The 20,593-nt window shown below is 59.5% G+C and carries 22 protein-coding genes; 9 read left to right on the top strand and 13 right to left on the bottom strand.

Annotation, left to right across the window (positions count from 1 at the left end; genetic code table 11):
• The first annotated feature begins 17 nt into the window (after positions 1 to 17).
• The 3 genes from ACR0AI_RS05970 to ACR0AI_RS05960 all read left to right on the top strand — a co-directional run bounded on the left by ACR0AI_RS05970 (position 18) and on the right by ACR0AI_RS05960 (position 2,602).
• Positions 18 to 995 (top strand): DMT family transporter, encoded by a 978-nt coding sequence (locus ACR0AI_RS05970; protein WP_480672345.1) that lies wholly within the window; start codon positions 18 to 20, stop codon positions 993 to 995.
• Positions 992 to 1,654 (top strand): sulfotransferase family 2 domain-containing protein, encoded by a 663-nt coding sequence (locus tag ACR0AI_RS05965; RefSeq protein WP_480672343.1) that lies wholly within the window; start codon positions 992 to 994, stop codon positions 1,652 to 1,654. The genes ACR0AI_RS05970 and ACR0AI_RS05965 overlap by 4 nt, the downstream gene beginning before the upstream one ends.
• Positions 1,655 to 1,816: 162 nt before the next feature.
• A complete protein-coding gene (locus ACR0AI_RS05960; RefSeq protein ID WP_480701274.1) occupies positions 1,817 to 2,602 on the top strand; it encodes a Hint domain-containing protein in 786 nt (261 codons plus the stop codon).
• Positions 2,603 to 2,644: 42 nt separating this feature from the next.
• On the opposite strand, the gene ACR0AI_RS05955 is transcribed toward ACR0AI_RS05960, so the two are convergent.
• The 8 genes from ACR0AI_RS05955 to ACR0AI_RS05920 all read right to left on the bottom strand — a co-directional run bounded on the left by ACR0AI_RS05955 (position 2,645) and on the right by ACR0AI_RS05920 (position 10,367).
• Entirely contained in the window at positions 2,645 to 4,846 is a 2,202-nt protein-coding gene (locus ACR0AI_RS05955; protein ID WP_480672339.1) for a 3-hydroxyacyl-CoA dehydrogenase NAD-binding domain-containing protein, read from the bottom strand.
• Positions 4,839 to 5,327, bottom strand: a complete 489-nt coding sequence (locus ACR0AI_RS05950; protein WP_475215137.1) for a cupin domain-containing protein — start codon at positions 5,325 to 5,327, stop codon at positions 4,839 to 4,841. The genes ACR0AI_RS05955 and ACR0AI_RS05950 overlap by 8 nt, the downstream gene beginning before the upstream one ends.
• On the bottom strand, positions 5,327 to 6,538 hold the full coding sequence (locus tag ACR0AI_RS05945; protein WP_480672337.1) for an acetyl-CoA C-acetyltransferase: 1,212 nt from the start codon (positions 6,536 to 6,538) through the stop codon (positions 5,327 to 5,329). The genes ACR0AI_RS05950 and ACR0AI_RS05945 overlap by 1 nt, the downstream gene beginning before the upstream one ends.
• Positions 6,539 to 6,549: 11 nt before the next feature.
• Positions 6,550 to 7,188, bottom strand: coding sequence for a glutathione S-transferase family protein (locus ACR0AI_RS05940; protein ID WP_480672335.1), 639 nt, complete (start codon positions 7,186 to 7,188; stop codon positions 6,550 to 6,552).
• 61 nt (positions 7,189 to 7,249) lie between these two features.
• Entirely contained in the window at positions 7,250 to 7,462 is a 213-nt protein-coding gene (locus ACR0AI_RS05935) for a hypothetical protein (protein WP_170374251.1), read from the bottom strand.
• Positions 7,463 to 7,517: 55 nt separating this feature from the next.
• Positions 7,518 to 9,299 (bottom strand): acyl-CoA dehydrogenase C-terminal domain-containing protein, encoded by a 1,782-nt coding sequence (locus tag ACR0AI_RS05930; RefSeq protein ID WP_480672333.1) that lies wholly within the window; start codon positions 9,297 to 9,299, stop codon positions 7,518 to 7,520.
• Between the two features lie 42 nt (positions 9,300 to 9,341).
• Positions 9,342 to 9,743 (bottom strand): MerR family transcriptional regulator, encoded by a 402-nt coding sequence (locus ACR0AI_RS05925; protein ID WP_170374246.1) that lies wholly within the window; start codon positions 9,741 to 9,743, stop codon positions 9,342 to 9,344.
• A gap of 255 nt (positions 9,744 to 9,998) precedes the next feature.
• On the bottom strand, positions 9,999 to 10,367 hold the full coding sequence (locus ACR0AI_RS05920; protein WP_170374244.1) for a MerR family transcriptional regulator: 369 nt from the start codon (positions 10,365 to 10,367) through the stop codon (positions 9,999 to 10,001).
• A gap of 111 nt (positions 10,368 to 10,478) precedes the next feature.
• Between ACR0AI_RS05920 and ACR0AI_RS05915 the strand changes: the two genes are divergently transcribed.
• From ACR0AI_RS05915 to ACR0AI_RS05905, 3 genes are read left to right on the top strand one after another with little or no spacing between them, the layout of a single operon-like run.
• Complete coding sequence (locus ACR0AI_RS05915; RefSeq protein ID WP_480672331.1) at positions 10,479 to 10,898, top strand: PaaI family thioesterase; 420 nt, start codon at positions 10,479 to 10,481, stop codon at positions 10,896 to 10,898.
• Position 10,899: 1 nt separating this feature from the next.
• Positions 10,900 to 11,418 (top strand): PaaI family thioesterase, encoded by a 519-nt coding sequence (locus ACR0AI_RS05910; protein WP_170374239.1) that lies wholly within the window; start codon positions 10,900 to 10,902, stop codon positions 11,416 to 11,418.
• 2 nt (positions 11,419 to 11,420) lie between these two features.
• Positions 11,421 to 12,737 carry an MATE family efflux transporter gene (locus ACR0AI_RS05905; RefSeq protein WP_480672329.1) on the top strand — a complete coding sequence of 439 codons (1,317 nt, stop codon included), beginning with the start codon at positions 11,421 to 11,423 and terminating at the stop codon, positions 12,735 to 12,737.
• Here the strand turns inward: ACR0AI_RS05905 and arsC are convergent.
• Genes arsC through ACR0AI_RS05885 form a run of 4 tightly spaced genes read right to left on the bottom strand, consistent with a single transcriptional unit; the run spans position 12,734 to position 14,893 of the window.
• On the bottom strand, positions 12,734 to 13,075 hold the full coding sequence (gene arsC, locus ACR0AI_RS05900) for an arsenate reductase (glutaredoxin) (RefSeq protein ID WP_475215145.1): 342 nt from the start codon (positions 13,073 to 13,075) through the stop codon (positions 12,734 to 12,736). The two genes, ACR0AI_RS05905 and arsC, sit on opposite strands and share 4 nt — an antisense overlap.
• Complete coding sequence (locus tag ACR0AI_RS05895; RefSeq protein ID WP_480672326.1) at positions 13,072 to 14,130, bottom strand: quinone-dependent dihydroorotate dehydrogenase; 1,059 nt, start codon at positions 14,128 to 14,130, stop codon at positions 13,072 to 13,074. The genes arsC and ACR0AI_RS05895 overlap by 4 nt, the downstream gene beginning before the upstream one ends.
• A complete protein-coding gene (locus ACR0AI_RS05890; RefSeq protein WP_480672324.1) occupies positions 14,127 to 14,558 on the bottom strand; it encodes a DUF1330 domain-containing protein in 432 nt (143 codons plus the stop codon). Before ACR0AI_RS05890 ends, ACR0AI_RS05895 begins: the two co-directional genes overlap by 4 nt.
• Positions 14,555 to 14,893, bottom strand: coding sequence for a DUF952 domain-containing protein (locus ACR0AI_RS05885; RefSeq protein ID WP_170374228.1), 339 nt, complete (start codon positions 14,891 to 14,893; stop codon positions 14,555 to 14,557). Before ACR0AI_RS05885 ends, ACR0AI_RS05890 begins: the two co-directional genes overlap by 4 nt.
• Positions 14,894 to 15,001: 108 nt before the next feature.
• On the opposite strand from ACR0AI_RS05885, the gene ACR0AI_RS05880 reads away from it, so the two are divergent.
• The 3 genes from ACR0AI_RS05880 to mnmH all read left to right on the top strand — a co-directional run bounded on the left by ACR0AI_RS05880 (position 15,002) and on the right by mnmH (position 18,439).
• Positions 15,002 to 16,585 carry a bifunctional metallophosphatase/5'-nucleotidase gene (locus tag ACR0AI_RS05880; RefSeq protein ID WP_480672322.1) on the top strand — a complete coding sequence of 528 codons (1,584 nt, stop codon included), beginning with the start codon at positions 15,002 to 15,004 and terminating at the stop codon, positions 16,583 to 16,585.
• A gap of 88 nt (positions 16,586 to 16,673) precedes the next feature.
• The gene (locus tag ACR0AI_RS05875; protein WP_480672387.1) at positions 16,674 to 17,339 is read left to right on the top strand and encodes an SOS response-associated peptidase; all 666 of its coding nucleotides are present in this window, start codon (positions 16,674 to 16,676) and stop codon (positions 17,337 to 17,339) included.
• Positions 17,340 to 17,386: 47 nt separating this feature from the next.
• On the top strand, positions 17,387 to 18,439 hold the full coding sequence (gene mnmH, locus ACR0AI_RS05870; protein WP_480672320.1) for a tRNA 2-selenouridine(34) synthase MnmH: 1,053 nt from the start codon (positions 17,387 to 17,389) through the stop codon (positions 18,437 to 18,439).
• Here mnmH and selD read toward each other — a convergent pair.
• Positions 18,430 to 20,589, bottom strand: coding sequence for a selenide, water dikinase SelD (selD, locus tag ACR0AI_RS05865; RefSeq protein WP_480672318.1), 2,160 nt, complete (start codon positions 20,587 to 20,589; stop codon positions 18,430 to 18,432). The two genes, mnmH and selD, sit on opposite strands and share 10 nt — an antisense overlap.
• Positions 20,590 to 20,593: the final 4 nt, after the last annotated feature.

Genomic DNA, 20,593 nt, shown 5'->3' with positions numbered 1-20,593 from the left:
TTTCAGAAATATGCTGGATGGCACAAGCGCTGTTGCGCGCATCTAACCCAAGGCAGGACATGCAGCCAGGCAAAGAAACGCTCCCCTTTTTGGCCTCGGTGCTGATGGTCTCGGCAATGGCCATTCTTGGTGTGATCGACAACGTGGTGATCCTGCTGGCCGAAACCATCGGGCTGTGGCAGTTCCATCTCAGCCGTGCTGTTTTGATGTTGCCTCTGATCATCGGACTGTCCCTGTTGGGGTTGGGAAGTCTGAGGCCAAAACGGCTGCGATTTGTCTTGCTGCGCAGCGTTCTGATCGCGACGGGCATGCTGTTCTATTTCGCCTCACTCGCCTTGATGCCGATTGCTCAGGCTCTGGCGGGCTTGTTCACCTCACCGATGTTCGTGCTGCTGATCTCGGCATTGGGTCTAAAGCAAGTCATCGGGCCATGGCGCATCGGCGCGGTTCTTCTGGGGTTTGTGGGCATCCTGTGCGTGTTGCAACCCAACCCGTCCGAGTTTGATTTCAGGACCTTTTTGCCGGTTGTCGGAGGGTTCTTCTACGCGCTCAGCGTGATCGTCACGCGGACTTATTGCTCGGACGAAAGCACAGTCGCCCTTCTGGGCAACAACATGCTTGTTCTGGGCGTTGCCGGGGCCGTCGGCTTGATCGTTTTCACGGCTTTTCCCGCGTCCGGGCCCGACGGTCCCGAAGGTTTTGTGACTCGTGGTCTGGTCTTCGATATGCGCGCTGCCTTGCCATGGGTCGCGGTTCAGGCCGTCGGGTCCACCGTGGCCGTCTTCATGATGATCAAGGCCTATCAGGTCGGAGAGCCCTCATTCGTTGCCGTGTTCGAATATTCGATCATGATCTTCGGCCCTCTGTTCGCCTGGGTTGCCCTTGGACAGACGATTGGAGTGATGCAGATCTTTGGCATCGGTCTGATCGCAACAGCCGGTGCAATTCTGGGTTGGAGGGCTAGGCGCGCGGCCCCCGAGCAGGAGGTCGTATGATCATCTCGCGCGGCCGCCGCTATGTGTTTGTGCATATGCCCAAGACGGGGGGAACCTCACTGGCCTTGGCGCTGGAGCAGCGGGCCATGAAAGATGACATTCTCCTAGGAGACACGCCCAAGGCGTTGAAACGGCGGCGCCGCGCCAAGGAACTGACCGCGCGGGGGAGGCTGCACAAACACGCGACGCTTGCGGATATCAACGGCGTGTTGCCGGACGGTGAACTTGAGGCAATGTTTGCCTTCACGCTGGTCCGCAACCCGTGGGATCGCATGGTCAGCTACTATCACTGGCTGCGATCTCAGAGCTTTATTCATGAGGCCGTCACCCTGTCGCAGCAATTGGCATTCGAGCCTTTTGTCCTGCACCCAACCATTCGTCGTTCGTTTCAGGACCATCCGGCGCGGCGCTACATGACCCGCGCGGATGGGGTCGAACAGTGCCAGTTGTTCATACGGTTGGAACAGTTCGAACAGGACGCTCAAGCTCTGTTTCGCCATCTGGGGTTTGAGGTTGAATTGCCCCATATCAACCCCTCGGGCCGGCAGGCGGATTATAGGGCGTACTATTCCGACAAGTCCGCACAATCCGTGGCAGAAGCCTGCGCAGAAGACATCCAGAGATTCGGCTACGCTTTTGACGCAACGTCCGGTTCATAGTTTCCGATTGGTCGATAAACCCATTCCGGCAGGGCCGTTTGTTGCGAAAAGCCCCTCGTTTTAACTCGAATTGGGCGTAAATACGGCCAAACTAAGACGAAAAACCGCTGCATCTGCTATCACTTGGGATGTGAGTATTTGTGCCAAAAGGGGGTTCGGCACGTGTTGGAAGTAGTGAGTTTTTCGGATGTTTCCGAGTATCGTGACGATGCAGATCTGCCAGTTGCGCTGGACGCTGTGTCATCGCGCAGAGGAGGGTTCCTTCACGGAACCAAAATCGCGACCACCAGTGGATGGAAGCTGATTGAACGTATCGCCGTTGGCGATCTGGTTCGAACGCTGGATCACGGTTTCAAAGAAGTCCGCAGAGTCTCGGCCAGTTGGGTCAATATCCCGGCAGATGAGAGGCGGTCGGCCCATCTACCCATCTTTGTGCCTGCGCGGGCAGCCTATAACGGGCGCGCGGTTTGGTTGATGCCGGAACAGGGCGTCGCGCTGGATCGTGGCAAACTGGACCTGACGGATCAAGGTGTAACAGTGTTGCCTGCGCGGGTATTGGACGGGGCCTGTCGGTTGACATCGCAATCTCCGGGAGCGTCGTTCGAGGTCACAACCCTGTTCTTCGACCAAGACGAGGTGATCTATATCGAGGGTGGCCTGCAGGCCTATTGCCCTTCGGGGCGCTTCAGCCGCACGTCTGGTCAGGCAAAAGAATATGCGGTGGCCGACGAAGACGCTGCGACTGCGTTGGTCGGTGCGCTTGCTGCAAGTGGTGAGATTTCGGCTTTGGCGAACCCCTTGGGCGCTTTGCCTGCTCCGATCCCGACGGATCCGATTTTCCCGATCCGCCCAGCGGCGGGTATTCGCAGGCCCGGGCGGCCGGGTCGACCAAATGCACCGGTTCTGTTTCTCCGGCCTGAATGGCAAACCGCTCCGGCTGTTCAGTAAGGAAGACGCAGGCGCAAGGGGAGTTGCGCCTGCGTCGTTGTTTTAAGCGGCTTTGGCGTCCGGGTTGAACCGGCCATAGAAGCTCTGACCTTTTTCGGCCATTTCACGCAGCAGCGGCGGGCAGGCGAAACGCTCGCCATAGGCCTCGGCCAGCTGATCACAACGCTCGGCCGCGTAGGGCGTGCCGATAATGTCCAGCCAGCTGAGCGGACCACCGGACCAAGGCGCAAAACCCCAACCCAAGATCGCGCCTACGTCACCTTCACGGATGTCTTCCAGAACGCCTTCTTCCAACGCACGGACGGCTTCCAGAACCTGTGCGAACATCAGACGTTCCTGCACTTCGATCAGGTCAGGCTGCTCAGCGGCCAGAGGGTACTTGTCCTGCAGACCCTTCCAATATTCGACGCGTTTGCCCTTCTCGTCATAGTCGAAGAAGCCTGCATTGGCCTTGCGACCCAAACGGCCCTGTTCCTCCATCCAGAAGATCAGATCGTCCGAGGGGCTTTCGGGATAGGCATTGCCCATCGCCGCCTTGGTCGCGCGCGCAATCTTGGCACCCAGATCAATCGAGGTTTCATCGGTCAGCTGGATCGGACCAACCGGGAAGCCCAACTGACGCGCCGCGTTGTCGATCAGGATCGGGCTGACGCCCTCGGTGATCATGCGGGCACCTTCGTTGATGTAAGGGATGATGCAGCGGTTGGCGTAGAAGAAGCGCGCATCGTTGACCACGATTGGCGTCTTCCGGATCTGGCGCACATAGTCCAGAGCCTTGGCGACGGCGCGATCACCAGTTTCCTTGCCTTTGATGATCTCGACCAGGAACATCTTCTCAACGGGTGAGAAGAAGTGGATGCCAATGAACTGCTCGGGCCGGCCGGAGGCTTTTGCCAGATCGGTGATCGGGAGGGTCGAGGTGTTCGAGGCAAAGATGCAATCCTCGGGGATGATCGCCTCGACCTTCTTGGTCATATCGGCTTTGACGCCGGGGTCTTCGAAAACGGCCTCGATGATCAGATCGCAGCCTTTCAGATGCTCCAGATCGGGGGTGGCGTTGATCTGCGCCAACAGGGCCTCTTTCTTCTCGGCGGTGGCTTTGCCGCGCTTGATGCCCTTGTCCATGTAGCTTTCGGAGTAAGCCTTGCCCTTGTCAGCGGCAGCCTGATCACGGTCGACCAAAACAACCTCCATCCCGGCCTGCGCCGAGACCAGAGCGATACCGGCACCCATCATGCCAGCGCCCAGAACACCGACCTTTTTAACGCGCTGATCGGCCACATCTTTGGGGCGGACCGCGCCTTTCTCCAAGGCTTCCTTGTTCAGGAATAGCGACCGGATCATGGCCGACGACGAGGGGTTCATCAGGACGTTGGTGAACCAACGCGCCTCGATTTTCAAGGCGGTGTCGAAGTCGACCAGCGCGCCTTCGTAAATCGAGCTCAGAAGAGCCTTAGCCGCTGGGAAAGCACCTTGTGTCTTTCCGTTCACCATCGCGTTGGCACCAACGAAGGTCATGAAGCCGGCAGGATGGTAGGGCGCGCCTCCGGGCATTTTGTAACCCTTCGCGTCCCAAGGCTTGACCAGATCGGCGTCCTTGGCGTTCAGAACCCATTCCTTGGCTGCTGCGACCGGATCGTCTGAAACATCGTCGATCAGCTGCGCACCTTTGGCTTTCTTCGGGTCCATCATCTTGCCTTCCAGCAGGACAGGGGCTGCTGCCATTGCACCAACCATACGGCTATAGCGCATGGTGCCACCACCACCGGGGAAGATGCCCAGCAGGATCTCAGGCAGGCCAATCTTGGCCTTGGCGTTCGAGGTCATGACGCGGTGATGGCAGGCCAGAGCGATCTCGGTCCCGATGCCAGCGCAGGTGCCGTTGATGGCACAGGCGATCGGCTTGCCGCCCTTCTTGGTCTTGGGGTCCATGCCCGCCAGTTCCATCTTGCGCAAGATGTGGTGGCCGCCCATTACAAAATCGAACAGCGCCTGCGCCGGTTCGTCGCCGGCCTCCTGACGGATGGTGGCGAGGGTATTCAGATCCATGCCACCCGCGAAGGAGCCTTCTTTGCCCGAGGTAATTACGATCCCTTTGATCTCATCATCGCTCAGGGCCTGATCGATCAGCTGGCTGACCTCCTGAAAGGCCTCGCGGGTCAGAACGTTCATGGATTTGCCCTGGGCATCCCAGGTCACAAAAGCGACGCCGTCTGCGTCTTTGGTCAGAGTGAAATCAGTCATTGTCATCTCCAATCTGGTCAGCCGTCAGCGGGCTGCCGTCTTTCCGGGTGAAAGAGAATCCGTTCTCATCATCCTTCACCATCATGTCTATGTCGCTGTAGTAGCCGGTCTCGGTCGGGGTCCGAGTGCCCACCACCAAAAAGGTCGCGGGCGCATCGGTCTTGTTCACAAGGTGATGGCCGTTGGCCTCACCGGCTGGCCACGCGGCGCAGTCACCGGGCAGCATCTCATGCTCACCATCGTCGTCGATCAGCACGCATTTGCCGCTGAGCATGATGGCAAACTCGTCCTGCTCCATGTGGTAGTGGCGCAGCGAGGACAGAGCCTGCGGTTCAAGCCGTACGATGTTGACCCCGAACTGGGTCAACCCGCCTGCATCTCCGACGCCCTGATTGAAGCGGCCTCCGACCGCCTCGACCAGTTTGCCGGGATAAGACGAGCCACCCTTGAACGGGATCTGAGAGAGATCCAGCTTGGGCATCAGACCCGCTCGATAATGGTTGCTGCACCCATGCCGGACGCAATGCAGAGCGTAGCCAGACCGGTTTCCTTGTCCTGACGCTCAAGCTCATCCAGCAGCGTGCCGATGATCATCGCACCGGTTGCACCCAGGGGGTGACCCATCGCGATCGAGCCGCCGTTGACGTTCACCAGCGCAGGATCGACGTCGAATGCCTGCTGGAAACGCAGCACGACCGAGGCGAAGGCTTCGTTCACTTCGAACAGATCCAGATCGCTGATCTGCATGCCGTTGTCGGCAAGGATCTTCTCGGTCACCGGAACCGGGCCAGTCAGCATGATGGTCGGGTCGGTACCGATCTTCGCGGTTGCTTTGATGCGGGCACGTGGCTTGAGGCCGTATTTCTCACCGAATTCCTTGTTGCCGATCAGAACAGCGGCCGAGCCGTCCACGATGCCCGAGCTGTTGCCCGCGTGGTGGATGTGGTTGATCCGCTCCAGATGCGGGTATTTCAGCATCGCGACTTTGTCGAAGCCGGGCATTTGCTCACCCATCATCTGGAAGGACGGGTTTAACGCGCCGAGGCTCTGCATGTCAGTGCCGGGGCGCATATATTCGTCGCGATCCAGAATGGTCAGGCCGTTTTGGTCTTTGATGGTGATGACCGACTTCTCGAACCGGTTGTCTTCCCAAGCCTCTGCCGCGCGTTTTTGAGACTCTACGGCCAGTGCGTCGGCGTCGTCACGGCTGAACCCATACTCGGTCGCGATGATGTCGGCCGAGATACCCTGCGGTACAAAGTAGGTGTCCATTGCCAGCGTCGGGTCTACGGCAATCGCGGCACCGTCGCTGCCCATGGCCACGCGGCCCATCATCTCAACACCACCAGCGATATAGGCGTCGCCCGCGCCGCCTTTAACCTGGTTCGCGGCCAGGTTCACGGCTTCCATGCCCGAGGCGCAGAAGCGGTTGATCGCAAGACCGGGGATCGACTGGTCGAGGTCAGAGGCCAGAACCGCCGAGCGCGCCAGACAGCCGCCTTGCTCCATGACTTGGGTGACGTTGCCCCAGATCACATCCTCAACGGCGTGGCCTTCGAGGTTGTTGCGTTCCTTGATCGCGTTCAGGGTCAAGGCGGACAGGCGCACCGAGGTTACCTCGTGCAGGCTGCCATCCTTACGGCCCTTGCCGCGCGGAGTGCGCAGGGCGTCATAAATGTAAGCTTCGGTCATGGGTCTTCTCCTTAAGCTCGATCCGACGGGTTGCCGGGCATCAGGTCATAGGGGTGTTTCCAGCCGGGCTGCTCGGACAGGCGAGTCAGCCAGGCGTCGATGTTGGGCCAGTCGGCATGGTCAAAGCCGAATGGTTCGGGATAGTAGAGGTAGCCGCAACAGCTGAGATCGGCGTTGGTCACGCCATGCCCAACAATCCAGTCGCGGCCCTCAAGATGATTGTTCAGAACATCATAGGCCGCTTTCAGACGGCCTTGGTTGAAGGCAATCACATCGGCATTGCGGTGTTCTTCGGGCAGGAAGTTCATCAGAAACCGCGTCATGCCAGCCATCGAGCTGAGCTTGTGGTTATCCCACAGCACCCAGCGAAGGATCTCGTAATTCTCTTCCCGCGTCTTGCCGCCGAACTTGCCGGATTTTTCGGTTATATAAGCCTGAATCGCACCAGATTGGGAGGTTTTGAAATCACCGTCGATCAGGAAGGGCGCTTCGCCCATTACGTTGACGTCCGAGCGGAACTCGGGGCTGCGGGTGACGCCTTTGAAGAAATCGACAAAGACCGGCTCCCACTCGAGGCCGGACATTTCCAGCGCCAGAGCGGCTTTGTAAGAATTGCCGCTTTCACCGAAGCAGTGCAGTTTTATGGTCATGCGGTCGCCCCTCCCGTGGCGTTTTTTTGCATCGTCCGCCCAAGCTTTTCGGCCTTGGTGCCTAGCGCTTGCGTGCCTCCAACTCGGAATTGAAGAGACGCAACCGATGGGTCAGGTTGTCTTCGTCGATGACGCTGTTGAAGTTCTCGAACAGAAAAGACAGCGCTTCGCCTTCATCCAACCCGGCCTCGCGGGCGAAGCCGCGGAGTTTACGATAGCCGTCCTCGGTCATGGCGACCGGGAAACGGCGGGTCAGGCGAAAGCGTTTGGGCATTCTGTCTCCTCCGAATAGTAGGGCCCGAGCTGTGATGCCCGAGCCCAGACTTTGATCAGAAGTTCGCCGCGTCCAGAACCATCACAGTGTCTGCGCCGGTCTGAATGCGGGAAAGATGCATCGCAGTCGCGGGCAGGCGGCGGGCCATATAGAACCGGCCGGTGTTGATCTTGGTCTCGTAGAACTCTTTGTCCGAGGCCCCACCGTCCAGCGCGTCTTGAGCGGCCTTGGCCATCTGCGCCCACATCAGGCCCAGGCAGACATGACCGAACATGTGCATGAAGTCATAAGACCCGGACAGAGCGTTGTTCGGGTTCTTCATGCCTTCCTGCATGAAGTACATGCCAGCGGCCTGTAGATCCTTGGACGCCGCTTTCAGCGGTTCGATGAAGGCTTTGTCATAGGCTTCGTTTTGGCCTGCGTTTTCCTTGCAGAAGGTTTTGACCATTTCGAAGAACGCCATCACGTGCTTGCCGCCATCCTGCGCCAGTTTACGGCCCACAAGGTCAAGCGCCTGAACGCCGTTCGCGCCTTCGTAGATCATCGCGATACGGGCATCACGGGTGTATTGCGACATACCCCATTCTTCGATGTAGCCATGGCCGCCATAGACCTGCTGGGCCTGAACGGTCATGTCATAGCCTTCGTCGGTCAGGAAACCCTTGATGACCGGTGTCAGCAGCGAAATCAGCCCGTCCGCGTCTTTGTCTTCGGAACGGTGCGCCTTGTCGATCATGGTCGCGCCCCACAGAAGGAACGCTCTTGCGCCTTCGGTAAAGCTTTTCTGATCCATAAGGTTACGACGGATGTCGGGGTGGACGATCAACGGATCGGCGGGGCCGTCCGGGTTCTTTACTCCAGTCACATCGCGGCCCTGTAGGCGATCTTTGGCATATTCCAGGGCGTTTTGATAAGCAGCTTCGGCCTGTGAGACCCCCTGCATACCCACACCCAGACGCGCTTCGTTCATCATGGTGAACATGGCGCGCATGCCTTTATGCTCTTCGCCCAGCAGCCAGCCTGTGGCCTCGTCATAGTTCATGACGCAGGTCGAGTTGCCGTGGATGCCCATCTTTTCTTCGATCTTGCCGACCGAAACACCGTTGCGCTCACCTACAGACCCGTCTTCGTTCACGATGAACTTGGGTACGATGAACAGCGAAACGCCCTTGATGCCCTCAGGGCCGCCGGGGATTTTAGCTAAAACCAAATGGATGATGTTGTCGGCCATGTCGTGATCACCGGCCGAGATAAAGATCTTCTGGCCCGAGATTTTATAGCTGCCGTCGCCCTGAGGTTCCGCTTTGGTGCGCATCAGTCCCAGATCGGTCCCGCAATGCGGCTCGGTCAGGTTCATGGTGCCGGTCCATTCACAGCTGATCATGTTCGGCAGGTATTTGTTCTTCTGCTCGTCCGAGCCGTGCGCCAGAATGGCCGAGGCCGCGCCGTGGGTCAGGCCCTGATACATAGTGAACGCCTGGTTCGCGCCCGAGAACATCTCGCCCACGGCCGTTCCAATCACGTAGGGCATGTTCTGGCCGCCATACTCTTCCGGCATGTCGAGGCCAGTCCAGCCGCCTTCTTTCATCTGCTCGAAGGCATCCTTAAAGCCTGTGGGTGTGTAAACGATACCGTTTTCCAAACGGCATCCTTCGGTGTCGCCGACAACATTCAGCGGGTGAAGAACATTGCTGGCAACCTTGCCAGCTTCTTCCAGAACGGCACCGGTGAATTCGGTCTCTAGTTCGGTGTAGCCCGGAATGTCAGACTCCGAGATTTTCAGGACATCATGCAGGATGAACTGCATATCTTTGGTTGGCGCGTTGTAGACGGGCATGTGAAGCTCCCTTAATTCATATGTCCGGAGGGCAGGGCGAAGTTATTCGGCCGCCTTCTTTTCCTGTTTCATCGAGGCGATGACTTTTTCGCCCCAGCGCAACTGCTCTTTCAGATCGTCGATGGCCTGCGTCAGCTCTTCACGGCGCGATTCCATATCGGCCAGACGTTCGCACGCGATTTCATAGGTGCGCGACATCTGGGTCACCTGCTGGTCGCCCACGTGATACAGGTCCAGAAGCTGGCGAATTTCCTCAAGGCTGAAACCAAACCGCTTGCCACGCAGAATCAGCTTTAGCCGCGCGCGGTCGCGTTTGGTGAACAGACGCTTCTGACCCTCGCGGATCGGAAACAGAAGTTCCTTCGCCTCGTAGAACCGCAAGGTGCGGGGCGTGACATCATAGGTCTCGCACATTTCACGGATGGTCATCAGATCTTCGGTCATTCGTCATACTCTCGTCACTGGCGTCGTCCGAATAGAGTTGCGCAGTTGATGGACGCTTTACAACATGTAGGTGACGTTTACGTAATCCAGACGCTGCGTCATTTCTAAGTTGACGTAACTTCCAGTCGCGTAATGACGGGTTTCGCGAAATTTTCTTTCCCTAGGGGCAAGGGAAATTCGCCCTCAGATTGGTCCGAGGACGCGATTCCAAGGTGCATCGCTTGGTCTCACCAGAACCCAGAAGGGCAGGGTGTTCTACTTGATGGACTTAGCCGTTTGATCCCGAAGCTGCTTGAGGGCATCCATCGCCTCGTCAAGCTGGGCGCGCTGCTGGCGCAGCTCTTCCATCTGGCGATCCGCCATTTCCACGAAGGTCGCCATCTGCGCTTCGTTGCCTTGATCTTCGTAGATCAACAGCCATTGGCGAATCTCTTCCAAAGGAAACCCGAATTTCCGGCCGCGCATGATCAGGGTCATGCGGGCGCACTCTCTGGGGCCGTAGTACCGTGATCGCCCTTCGCGGTCGGGCTGCAAGAGCTCGATATATTCGTAGTAACGCAGAGTGCGTGGAGTCACGTCGAACTCGGCGCACATCTCTTTGAATGACAAACGGTTGTCGGACATTCGGGGTCTCCTCGGCAGCAACCTAGGACGTCATGCGAACAAGCGCAACAGGTGGGCTTGCCCTTTGATCGGATGGCGGCTCATAAAGGGGCAAGACAACAGGATATGATCATGGTCGACAAAGCAAAGCTAGCCCGCCAGTTTATCGAAGCCATTCCGCATGCGCGCGCGATGGGCCTTCATCTTAGCCAGATTGGGGAAGGTGAAGCCGAGATAACAATGCCTTACAATGAAGATCTGATCGGAGATCCGCGCACGGGCGTGATCCACGGCGGTGCGATTTCGACCATCCTGGATACCTGCTGCGGGGCCGCAGTCATGAGCCACGCGTCTTCTCCGGGCGGAACAGCAACGATTGATCTGCGCATCGACTATATGCGCGCTGCCACGCCGGGGCAGAGCATCACTGCACGGGCCAATTGCTATCACATCACCCGAAACGTCGCCTTCGTGCGGGCAACGGCGATGGATGATGATCTTGACCTGCCAGTGGCGACCGCCTCGGGGTCTTTCACGGTTGAGGGGAAGTAATATGGCCCGTTCCCGTCCCGAACCCATGCAGGTTGTCAAACAACGGCGCGACGCCGCCTTGCGCGCTTTGGTTGATGGCGTGCCCTATATCCGGTTTCTCAATATCAGTTTTGACCGGCGCGGGGATGAACTGACTGGCGTGCTGAACTTTGACGAGAAGCTGATCGGCAACCCGTTTCTTCCAGCCCTTCATGGCGGCGTTACCGCGGCGTTTCTTGAGGTCACTGCCGTCATAACGCTGAGTTGGGAGCACATGTTCTCGGACATCGAAAGCGGCGAAATTGATGCCGAGGCCATTGTTACGGATGAATCGATCCGCTTTCCCAAAACCATCGACTTTACGGTCGACTACCTGCGCTCGGGCCTGCCGCGCGATGCCTATGCGCGCGCCTTTGTGAACCGGGCCGGACGGCGCTACGCCTCGGTTCGGGTTGAAGCGTGGCAGGACAACCATGCCAAGCTGTTTGCACAGGCGACGGGGCATTTCCTGATGCCGCAACAGCCCCGCGACAAGGGCTAAGAATGCAGGATGCCTCGGCACCCATAACTCACAAACGGGTGCTGAAGATCGCGGTTCCCATTGTGTTGTCTAACGCGACTGTGCCGATCCTTGGCGCCGTGGATACGGGCGTTGTGGGGCAGATGGGGGCGGCTGCTCCGATTGGTGCGGTGGGCATGGGCGCGGTGATCCTGTCCGCGATCTACTGGGTTTTCGGCTTTCTTCGCATGGGCACAACCGGTCTTGCCGCGCAGGCGCGCGGGGCCGGAGAGAGCGCCGAGATGCGCGCCTTGCTCATTCGTGGGTTGATGCTCGGCGGGGCGGCCGGCCTCGTGTTTATCTTTGCCCAGGTCGCAATCTTCAGTGGCGCGTTTTGGCTATCCCCGGCCAGCCCCGAGGTCGAAACACTCGCGCGCTCGTACCTAGAGATTCGGATCTGGGGGGCACCCGCGACCATTGCCCTATATGCGATCACAGGCTGGCTGATCGCCGTCGAGCGGACGCGGGGTGTGTTCCTGCTGCAGATATGGATGAACGGTCTCAACATCGTGCTGGACCTGTGGTTCGTTCTGGGGTTGAGCTGGGGCGTCGAAGGCGTGGCGATTGCAACCCTGATCGCGGAGTGGACCGGTTTGGTACTGGGTCTGTGGCTGTGCCGGGACGGGTTTGCCGGGCAAATCTGGCGCGACTGGCCGCGCATTTTCGATGCCACGCGGCTGCGCCGGATGGTGCAGGTGAACGGAGATATCATGATCCGGTCGGTTCTGCTGACTGGCTCGTTCACCACCTTCCTTTTCGTCGGGTCCGATTTGGGAGACGTCAATCTGGCGGCCAATCAAGTGCTGCTTCAGTTCCTTGAAATCACCGCCTTCGCTCTGGACGGATTCGCCTTCTCCGCCGAGGCACTGGTCGGAGGCGCGGTTGGCGCACGGGACCGATACCAAGTGCGGCGCGCCTCGGTCATGGCGTCTCAGTGGGGTGTCGGTGGCGCGGTGCTTCTCAGCGCCGTTTTCTTCTTTGCAGGTCCCGCGCTGATTGATCTGATGTCCACCTCTCCCGAAGTACGCGAGGCGGGACGCACGTTCCTGTTCTGGGCGGCTTTGGCTCCGATCATCGGTGTCGCAAGCTGGATGTTCGACGGTATCTATATCGGGGCCACATGGACCCGCGACATGCGCAATGCGATGCTGCAATCAGTGGCAATCTATGTGGTCGCTTTGTTCATTCTGGTGCCCGCGTTCGGCAACCATGGCCTGTGGGCCGCGCTGATGGTTCTGAACCTTGCGCGCGGCGTGACGATGGGCTGGCGTTATCTGAAGCTTGAAGCTCAGGTGGCCTAGAGCAGGGCGAGCAGATTTTCGGGTGGGCGGCCAATTGCGGCTTTATCGCCCGAGATGGCCAGAGGACGTTCGATCAGGATCGGGTTGTCCGCCATGGCTTGGATCAGCTCCGCATCCGGCGCGTCCTTTGAAAGGCCCAGCTCTTTGAACCGCTTCTCGCCCGTGCGCATCATCTTGATGGCGGGCAGGTCCAGCAGAGATTGCACAGTCCGCAATTCGTCGACCGAGGGGGCGTTTTCTAGGTATTTGCGAACCTCGATCTCTGCACCTCGCTCCTCCAGCAAAGCCAACCCCATGCGGGACTTTGAACAACGCGGGTTGTGCCAATATTCGATCACAGCCAATCCTCTCGTTTGCTGCCCACAGCCTGTGCAACGGTGTCAAACCCATCGCGGGTCAATAAGTCATCAAGACCCTTTGCGATATCGGCAGCCAAGGACAGGCCGCCATAGACCATCGCGGTGTAAAATTGCACCGCCGACGCGCCTGAGCAGATTTTGGCGTAGGCTTGTTCCGCTGAGCTGACACCGCCCACACCGATCAGAGGGATTCTGCCGTTGGTCAGCTTACTCAATCGGGCCAGAACGCGGGTAGACTTCTCAAACAGAGGGGCACCGGACAGGCCGCCTTTTTCGTCCTTGTGCGGGCTGCGCAGCCCGTCGCGCGACAGGGTCGTGTTGGTGGCGATGACCGCATCCACGCCCGTTTCCGAGGCCACTTCGGCGATGTCCTGCAATTCATCCTCGGTCAGGTCAGGCGCGATTTTCAGGAAAATGGGCAGAGGGCGCGGCAGTGCATCGCGCGTCTCGATCACACCACTCAACAAAGCGCCAAGGGCCGCCTTGCCCTGAAGATCGCGCAGTTTTTCGGTGTTTGGGGAGGAGACATTGACCGTCGCGAAATCTAGATGCGCGGCGCAATGGGCCAGCACTTTGGCAAAGTCGCCGGGCCTGTCATCGCTATCCTTGTTGGCACCGAGGTTCAGGCCGATCACCGCATCCTTAGGACGGTTGGCCAACCGTTCGGCCATCACTTCCATACCTTCATTGTTGAAGCCAAAGCGGTTGATGGCGGCTTTGTCCTCGGTCAGGCGGAACAGGCGGGGTTTCGGGTTGCCGGGTTGCGGGCGCGGGGTCACCGCTCCGACCTCGATGAACCCAAACCCTGCTCGGGAAAGAGGGGCCAGAATCTCTCCGTTCTTGTCGAACCCGGCGGCGAGGCCTACGGGGTTGGGCAGGCCCAGCCCTGCGAGTTCGGTCTGTAGACGCGATGACGTCACCGGTCCGGGCGTTGGGGCCAGGCCGGCCTGCAAGGCCTTGATCGACAGACCATGGGCCGCTTCAGGGTCCATACGGTGCAGGGCGGCGAGGCCCAGTTTCTCGGTCAGTTTCATCCGAAAGACGCGCCTCCTTGCGCGGTACCGCAGCGGATCAGGCGGGAGGTTTCGACAGCGGCCTGACGGTGGACCACCGCAGACCGGTAAACCGGGTCTGTTACCATTTCAAGAAACGCATGGGCTGTGGGATATCGGGCAATGAACACTTCATCCCAAACCTCGTCCTGCGGTCCGATCAATGTGGTCTGAAACGCCCCACGCCACAGGATTGACGCACCGATTCTGGCGATGATTGGGGCGGTTTCAGTCCCGTAGTGGCGATAGGCTTCGGCGCCTGTAAGACCCTGATCCGCCAAGGCGTGGCCTACCGGATAGTTGGCCTTGGCGCGAAACCTGACAAGGTTCAGCATCTCGATGGGTTGATCCCGACCCAACGCCTTGAAGGCTTCGAACTGTTCACGATCGGGATCAATATAGGCGGTCATACCATCTCGCTCGGGAATTGGTGGGTTTGGCCATCGAAGGGCAGGGGGCGGGACCAAACCACATCGCTGAGCCGGATTTGGCGGTAGAGATGCGGAAACAAGGCCCCACCGCGCGACACTTCCCATTTCAAGTCGTCGCCCATGGCGTCAGCGTTGCAGCCAAGCAGTGTCAGACCTTCAACCCCAGCAAAGTGTTTGGCAGCGGTTTCCGCCGCCTGTTCGGCTGTCGAAAAGTGGACGAACCCGTCAGCGATATCAATTGGCGCGCCATCAGTTGCGCCATTTGCCTGCAACGCGGCCCATTCCTCGGCCCGGAATATCTTGTAGATCAGCATGAGGGTCTGATGCCCCGCATAGCCCGTGGAATCAAGCCGGATTTCCCCCTTTGACTCTTCCGTCGCATCAGCGCACGATCCCGAAAAACAATGACAGGGAGTTTCAACATGGTAAGCCGCCTTTTGACGTCGGTCGCGATCCTCGGCCTGAGTGCAGGCATCGCTGCTGCCGACTACAAGCTGACCATTCTGCACACCAACGACATTCACAGCCGGATCGAGTCGATCAACAAATACGATTCCACTTGCGGTGCTGAAGATGAAGCCGAAGGGAAGTGTTTTGGCGGTGTGGCGCGTCTGAAAACAGCCGTTGACGCCAAGCGCGCCGAACTGGCGGATGAGAATGTACTTTTGCTGGACGCAGGCGATCCTTTTCAGGGCTCGTTGTTCTACACGACCTACAAAGGTGCCGCCGAGGCCGAGTTTATGGAAGCGATCGGTTATGACGTGATGGCCGTCGGCAACCACGAATTCGATGACGGGCCCGAAGGTCTGGCCGCCTTTATCGATGCGGTCAGCTTTCCCGTGATCTCGGGCAATCTGGACCTGTCGTCTTCGGCTGAGCTGAAGGACAAGGTGCAAAACCACGTGGTGCTTGAGGTGGGTGGCCAGAAGATCGGCATCATCTCGGCCCTGGCCACGGATACGGTGGACACGTCCAGCCCGGGAAAGGACGTTGTTTTTCAGGATGAGGTCGAAAGCCTGAAGGCGGATGTGGCGGCTTTGGAAGCCGAAGGTGTGGACATCATCATCGCGCTGAACCACGTCGGTCTGGCTCAGGATATTAAGATCGCCGAACAGGTGCCCGGCCTTGATCTGGTTGTCGGTGGGCACTCGCACACCCTGCTGTCCAACACAGATGCGGATGCGGCTGGCGCTTACCCGGTGATGGTGGGCGAAGTTCCGGTGGTTCAGGCCTATGCCTATTCGAAATACCTCGGCGAGATCACCCTGACCTTTGATGATGACGGCAATCTGATTTCGGCAGAAGGCGAGCCGATTCTGTTGGATGCCTCCGTCACACCGGACGAGGGCATCGCGGCACGCGTCGCAGAAATGGGCGCCCCGATTGAAGAGATGAAAGGCCGCGTCGTAGCCAACTCAGCTGCAACAATCGAAGGCTCGCGTGATGTCTGCCGTGTGCAGGAATGCGAGATGGGCAACCTCGTCGCGGATGCCATGCTGGCCCGCGTTGCGGATCAGGGCGCTCAGATCGCGATTGCGAATGCGGGTGGTCTGCGTGCCTCGATCGACGAAGGCGAGGTCACCATGGGCGAAGTCCTGACGGTCCTGCCGTTCCAGAACACCTTGTCGACCTTTGAGATCAACGGTCAGGGCGTGATCGACGCGCTGGAAAATGGCGTCAGCCAGGTCGAAGAGGTCAAGGGCCGGTTCCCGCAAGTCGCTGGTCTGACCTTTACATGGGACCCCTCAGCCGCCCCGAATGAAGGGCGCATCACCGAGGTGATGGTTGCCGATGGTGACGGTTTCGTTCCGATTGATCCCTCGGCCACATATCTGGTTGTGACCAATAACTACGTGCGCAACGGTGGTGACGGCTACAGCGTCTTCGAAGGCGACGACAAGAATGCCTATGATTTCGGCCCGGATCTGGCGGATGTGACGGCGGAATACCTGGCCGAAAACGCGCCGTACCAGCCTTATCTGGATGGTCGCATCAAGCAGAAGTAAGACCTGAAAAGCCGTGCCCGTTTGGGTGCGGCTTTTTCTTTTGGCTGAAATCGCATCCCGCGACGATCCGGGATTGGACAACGGACTGATGTGCGGACGGTTTGCAATCACTTTGCCCAATGACGCGATGGCGCAGCTGTTTGCCGCGCGCCCTGCCAATGCCTTGCCCGACGTGCCCAACTATAACGTCTGCCCGACCAATCAGGTGCATGTCGTTCGCGCAGGCGATTCTGGTCGTCGCTTGGATGCAGTGCGTTGGGGTTTTCTACCCCATTGGTACAAGGCCGAAAATGCAGGCCCCTTGTTGATCAACGCACGGGCCGAGACGCTGGCCGAAAAACCCGCTTTTCGCGACGCCTGCCGATCGCGGCGCTGCCTGATCGTGGCGACGGGGTTCTATGAATGGACCAAGTCCCAGCAAGGGACGCGCCTGCCGTGGTATATCCACCGCAAGGACGGTGCGCCCATCGCCTTTGCAGGCGTTTGGCAGGATTGGGGGCCGGATGAGGCGCGGCAATCCACCTGTGCCATCGTGACGACTCAGGCGAACCAGAGCCTCTCGGCCATTCACCACCGGATGCCTTTGATCTTAGAGCCCGACGATTGGTCCCTTTGGTTGGGAGAGGCGGGCAAAGGTGCCGCGCCGTTGATGCAACCGGGTGCCGAAGACGTGCTGGAGTTTCATCGTGTCGATCCCGCCGTTAACTCCAATCGGGCGTCTGGCCCGGACCTGATCGAAGTCATCGAGGACTAGCTGCGAATGCGTTCCCCTTGCACGCGCCCAAAAGACAGGTCTTTGGTATGGCACTGAAATTCACAGAGTTACCGCAGCTCTACGCTCATGGGTTTGATACGGTCATCGACGTCCGCAGCCCGGCAGAGTTCGCCGAAGACCACCTGCCGGGGGCGATCAATCTGCCGGTTCTGGACAATGAAGAGCGCGCGCGGGTCGGCACGATTTACAAACAGAAAAGCCCTTTTCTGGCGCGAAAGCTAGGGGCGGCGCTGGTGTTCCGCAATGCCGCCAACCATATCGAACATCGCCTCAGCCATCATAAGGGGAACTGGCGGCCCTTGGTCTATTGCTGGCGCGGTGGGCAACGCTCGGGCTCGTTTACATGGACGTTGCAACAGATCGGCTGGCAGGCGGATGTCGTCGATGGAGGTTATCGGACCTATCGTCGGCTGGTGAAGGCCTACCTGTACGACCAGCCGTTAGCCTTCCAACTGATCGCGCTGGACGGCTACACCGGCACCGCCAAGACCGAGTTGTTGCACCATCTGGATCAACGCGGCGTGCAAGTGGTTGATCTGGAAGGGCTCGCCAATCATCGAGGCTCGTTACTGGGCGAAAGGCCAGGTGGGCAGCCCAGTCAGAAGGCTTTTGAGTCCGCCCTGTCAGCCGCATTTTGCGCCCTGGACCCATCTCGCCCTGTGGTGGTTGAGGCGGAGTCGTCGAAAATAGGCGATCGCATCCTGCCACCCAGCGTTTGGACCGCGATGTGTGCCGCACCGCGTATTCATATAGACGCGCCTTTGTCTGCCCGGTCGGCTTACTTGACTCAGGCGTATGACGACATCTTGTCGGATACCGAGCGCCTTCGGGATCGCTTGTCTCCACTGCGATCTTATCGCGGGCATGAGGTCGTGGACGGGTGGTTGAACCTCATCTCGTCTGGCGACAAACAGGCTTTGACGCGTGCGCTGATGGAACAGCACTATGATCCGGCCTACGCCAAATCCCAGCGTCAACACCCGGCAAAGACTTTGGCGCGGATAGAGATCGCGCAGTTGGATGAGAATGGCCTGAAGGGCGCGGCGGATCGCATCAAAAACACGCTGGATCAGCTTTGAAGCTTCAACCCCGGAGTGTCGGTCAAATGCCCGATCCGCGCGGCCGGGTAGCCCGCCGCTCGCAGATCTTGTAGCAGTTTGTCGGCGATCTCGGGTGCTACCGCAGCCAGCAGCCCGCCCGCTGTTTGCGGGTCGAACAACAGCGCTGCCTTGCCTTCCATTGTCAGCTCAGGCGCGATGGAGCGGTTGTCTGCGAAAAGGGTCGATTGGATGCCTGCGTCACTCAGCTCGATGGCTCCAGGCATCACTGGGACGGCCTCAAGATCAAGCACCGCACCGCAATCTGAAACCTCGCACAGCCCGTTCAAGTGCCCGGCCAAGCCAAACCCAGTAACGTCGGTCATCGCGTGGGCCTCTGCCAGAATGCGAGACGCTGCGCCTTGCGATTGGGTCATCAGCTCATAGGCTTGCGCGACCGTTGCGCCTTGGGCCCTTCTGGCCATTTCTGCGGCCATCAAAACGCCGCTGCCGATGGGTTTGGTCAGGATCAGCACATCGCCGGGCCTGCCGCCCGCCAGGGTGATCGGGTCTTTGGCGCAAAGCCCCGTCACCGAAAAGCCAATCGTCATCTCATCGCCCATCGAGCTGTGGCCGCCGACGATCTCGGCCCCGGCGCCTCGCATGACGTCGCTCGCCGTGCGCATGATCTCGGAAAGCGTCCGTTCTTGCAGGTCAAAGGACATGCGCGGCAGGATGAGGGTGGTCGTTGCAGCTTGCGGCGCGGCCCCCATAGCCCAAATGTCCCCCAGTGCGTGGACGGCGGCGATACGGGTCATCAGGACCGGGTCATCGGTGACACTGCGCAGGTGATCCGTGGTCAAGACCTGCCGCGCAGTCCCGGTTGTCAGCAGCGCGGCGTCATCGCCCGGCAGTGCCGTCACATCTTGGCGCAATGGTTCAGGTAGTGCGACCAAAGCGCTGCGCAGCGCGCCGCGACCGAGTTTCGCCCCACAGCCGCCGCACATGGGCTTGTCACCAAGAGTTTCGGCCATACCGGCGGCGTGGGCACGCGGGAGGGCCGGGGTCGCCATGGTAGGAAGATCGCGGAACTGATTCATGAAGCTCTGGTCGATATGGTCCTTCCAACGCCACATCAGAGCGCCGCTGAACGACGTGCCCAGACGCTCGGCCAATGCGGACTTTCCACCCAATGAGATCAGCTTGAGATAGTCCTTCTGCGGCACATAGCGCTGCATAGTCCCAGCCCCCAGCGCCGCGCGCAGGTTGTTGAACAGCACCGGAGCTTCGCGCACCGCGTAGACGCCTGCTTTGGGGCGCGGGTTCTCGGTCAAGTGGGCGCAGTCTCCGGCGGCAAAGATGGCGGGGTCGCTGGATTGCAGGTGGCTGTTCACGCGGATGAAACCCTCGTGCAGGTCCAGCCCGGTGTGCTGGATCCAGCTGTAGGGTCTCGCCCCCGCAGCGCCAGTCACAAACTCGGCAGGGATCTGGCGGCCATCGTCCAGCGCGACATGATCTGCGGTGATCTCTTTGATCGAAACTTCTTCGAGCACGTCGATGCCAAGACCGGCCATAGCCTTGCGGATCGTCGCTGCGGCTTTGAGGCCGGTCGCTGTCAGGGCCGAGGCATTGTCGATCAGCGTGATCCGCGCGGGTCTGCCCTTGGTTTTCAGCGCATGGGCCATGGCCATCGCCAGTTCGACCCCAGCGACGCCTCCGCCGATCACGGCCACCGAGGCAGGGTCGGTGCCGTCCAGATAATCCGACCAGCGCGCGGCGAAAGGTCCCAAAGGTTTGGCCGGAACGGCATGGTCTGCAAAACCTTGCAGGGCGGGCATGTCCGAGGTGATCCCGACATTGACCGAGGCGACATCGAATGCCACCGGAGGCCGCCCCGGCACATGCACATGGCGCTGGGCGGTGTCGATCCACTCAACCGCGCCCAGAATGACCCGCGCGCCCGCGAACCGCGCCAGACGGACCAAATCAATGTCCAGATCAGAGCGGGAGTAGTGACCGGCGACAAAGCCGGGCAGCATGCCAGAATAGGGCGCAGTCGGGCCGGGGTTAATCACCGTCACGCGCGCGCCGGGCAGAGGGTCCATGCCCCATTTGCGCAGCAACAGAGCGTGGGTGTGACCTCCGCCAATCAAAACCAGATCACGGGTCAGGGGCAGCGGAGGGTTATGCATCTGG

The sequence above is a fragment of the Ruegeria sp. BG3 genome (genome assembly GCF_056538485.1).
Note: the sequence above shows the minus strand (reverse complement) of the source record. Positions and strands in the feature narration are given on the sequence as shown.

Coding starts and splice junctions, on each gene's coding strand:
- ACR0AI_RS05970 (WP_480672345.1), top strand. CDS start 18: ATGGCACAAGCGCTGTTGCGCGCATCTAACCCAAGGCAGGACATGCAG.
- ACR0AI_RS05965 (WP_480672343.1), top strand. CDS start 992: ATGATCATCTCGCGCGGCCGCCGCTATGTGTTTGTGCATATGCCCAAG.
- ACR0AI_RS05955 (WP_480672339.1), bottom strand. CDS start 4,846: ATGACTGATTTCACTCTGACCAAAGACGCAGACGGCGTCGCTTTTGTG.
- ACR0AI_RS05950 (WP_475215137.1), bottom strand. CDS start 5,327: ATGCCCAAGCTGGATCTCTCTCAGATCCCGTTCAAGGGTGGCTCGTCT.
- ACR0AI_RS05945 (WP_480672337.1), bottom strand. CDS start 6,538: ATGACCGAAGCTTACATTTATGACGCCCTGCGCACTCCGCGCGGCAAG.
- ACR0AI_RS05940 (WP_480672335.1), bottom strand. CDS start 7,188: ATGACCATAAAACTGCACTGCTTCGGTGAAAGCGGCAATTCTTACAAA.
- ACR0AI_RS05935 (WP_170374251.1), bottom strand. CDS start 7,462: ATGCCCAAACGCTTTCGCCTGACCCGCCGTTTCCCGGTCGCCATGACC.
- ACR0AI_RS05930 (WP_480672333.1), bottom strand. CDS start 9,299: ATGCCCGTCTACAACGCGCCAACCAAAGATATGCAGTTCATCCTGCAT.
- ACR0AI_RS05925 (WP_170374246.1), bottom strand. CDS start 9,743: ATGACCGAAGATCTGATGACCATCCGTGAAATGTGCGAGACCTATGAT.
- ACR0AI_RS05920 (WP_170374244.1), bottom strand. CDS start 10,367: ATGTCCGACAACCGTTTGTCATTCAAAGAGATGTGCGCCGAGTTCGAC.
- ACR0AI_RS05915 (WP_480672331.1), top strand. CDS start 10,479: ATGGTCGACAAAGCAAAGCTAGCCCGCCAGTTTATCGAAGCCATTCCG.
- ACR0AI_RS05910 (WP_170374239.1), top strand. CDS start 10,900: ATGGCCCGTTCCCGTCCCGAACCCATGCAGGTTGTCAAACAACGGCGC.
- ACR0AI_RS05905 (WP_480672329.1), top strand. CDS start 11,421: ATGCAGGATGCCTCGGCACCCATAACTCACAAACGGGTGCTGAAGATC.
- ACR0AI_RS05895 (WP_480672326.1), bottom strand. CDS start 14,130: ATGAAACTGACCGAGAAACTGGGCCTCGCCGCCCTGCACCGTATGGAC.
- ACR0AI_RS05890 (WP_480672324.1), bottom strand. CDS start 14,558: ATGACCGCCTATATTGATCCCGATCGTGAACAGTTCGAAGCCTTCAAG.
- ACR0AI_RS05885 (WP_170374228.1), bottom strand. CDS start 14,893: ATGCTGATCTACAAGATATTCCGGGCCGAGGAATGGGCCGCGTTGCAG.
- ACR0AI_RS05880 (WP_480672322.1), top strand. CDS start 15,002: ATGGTAAGCCGCCTTTTGACGTCGGTCGCGATCCTCGGCCTGAGTGCA.
- ACR0AI_RS05875 (WP_480672387.1), top strand. CDS start 16,674: ATGTGCGGACGGTTTGCAATCACTTTGCCCAATGACGCGATGGCGCAG.
- mnmH (WP_480672320.1), top strand. CDS start 17,387: ATGGCACTGAAATTCACAGAGTTACCGCAGCTCTACGCTCATGGGTTT.
- selD (WP_480672318.1), bottom strand. CDS start 20,589: ATGCATAACCCTCCGCTGCCCCTGACCCGTGATCTGGTTTTGATTGGC.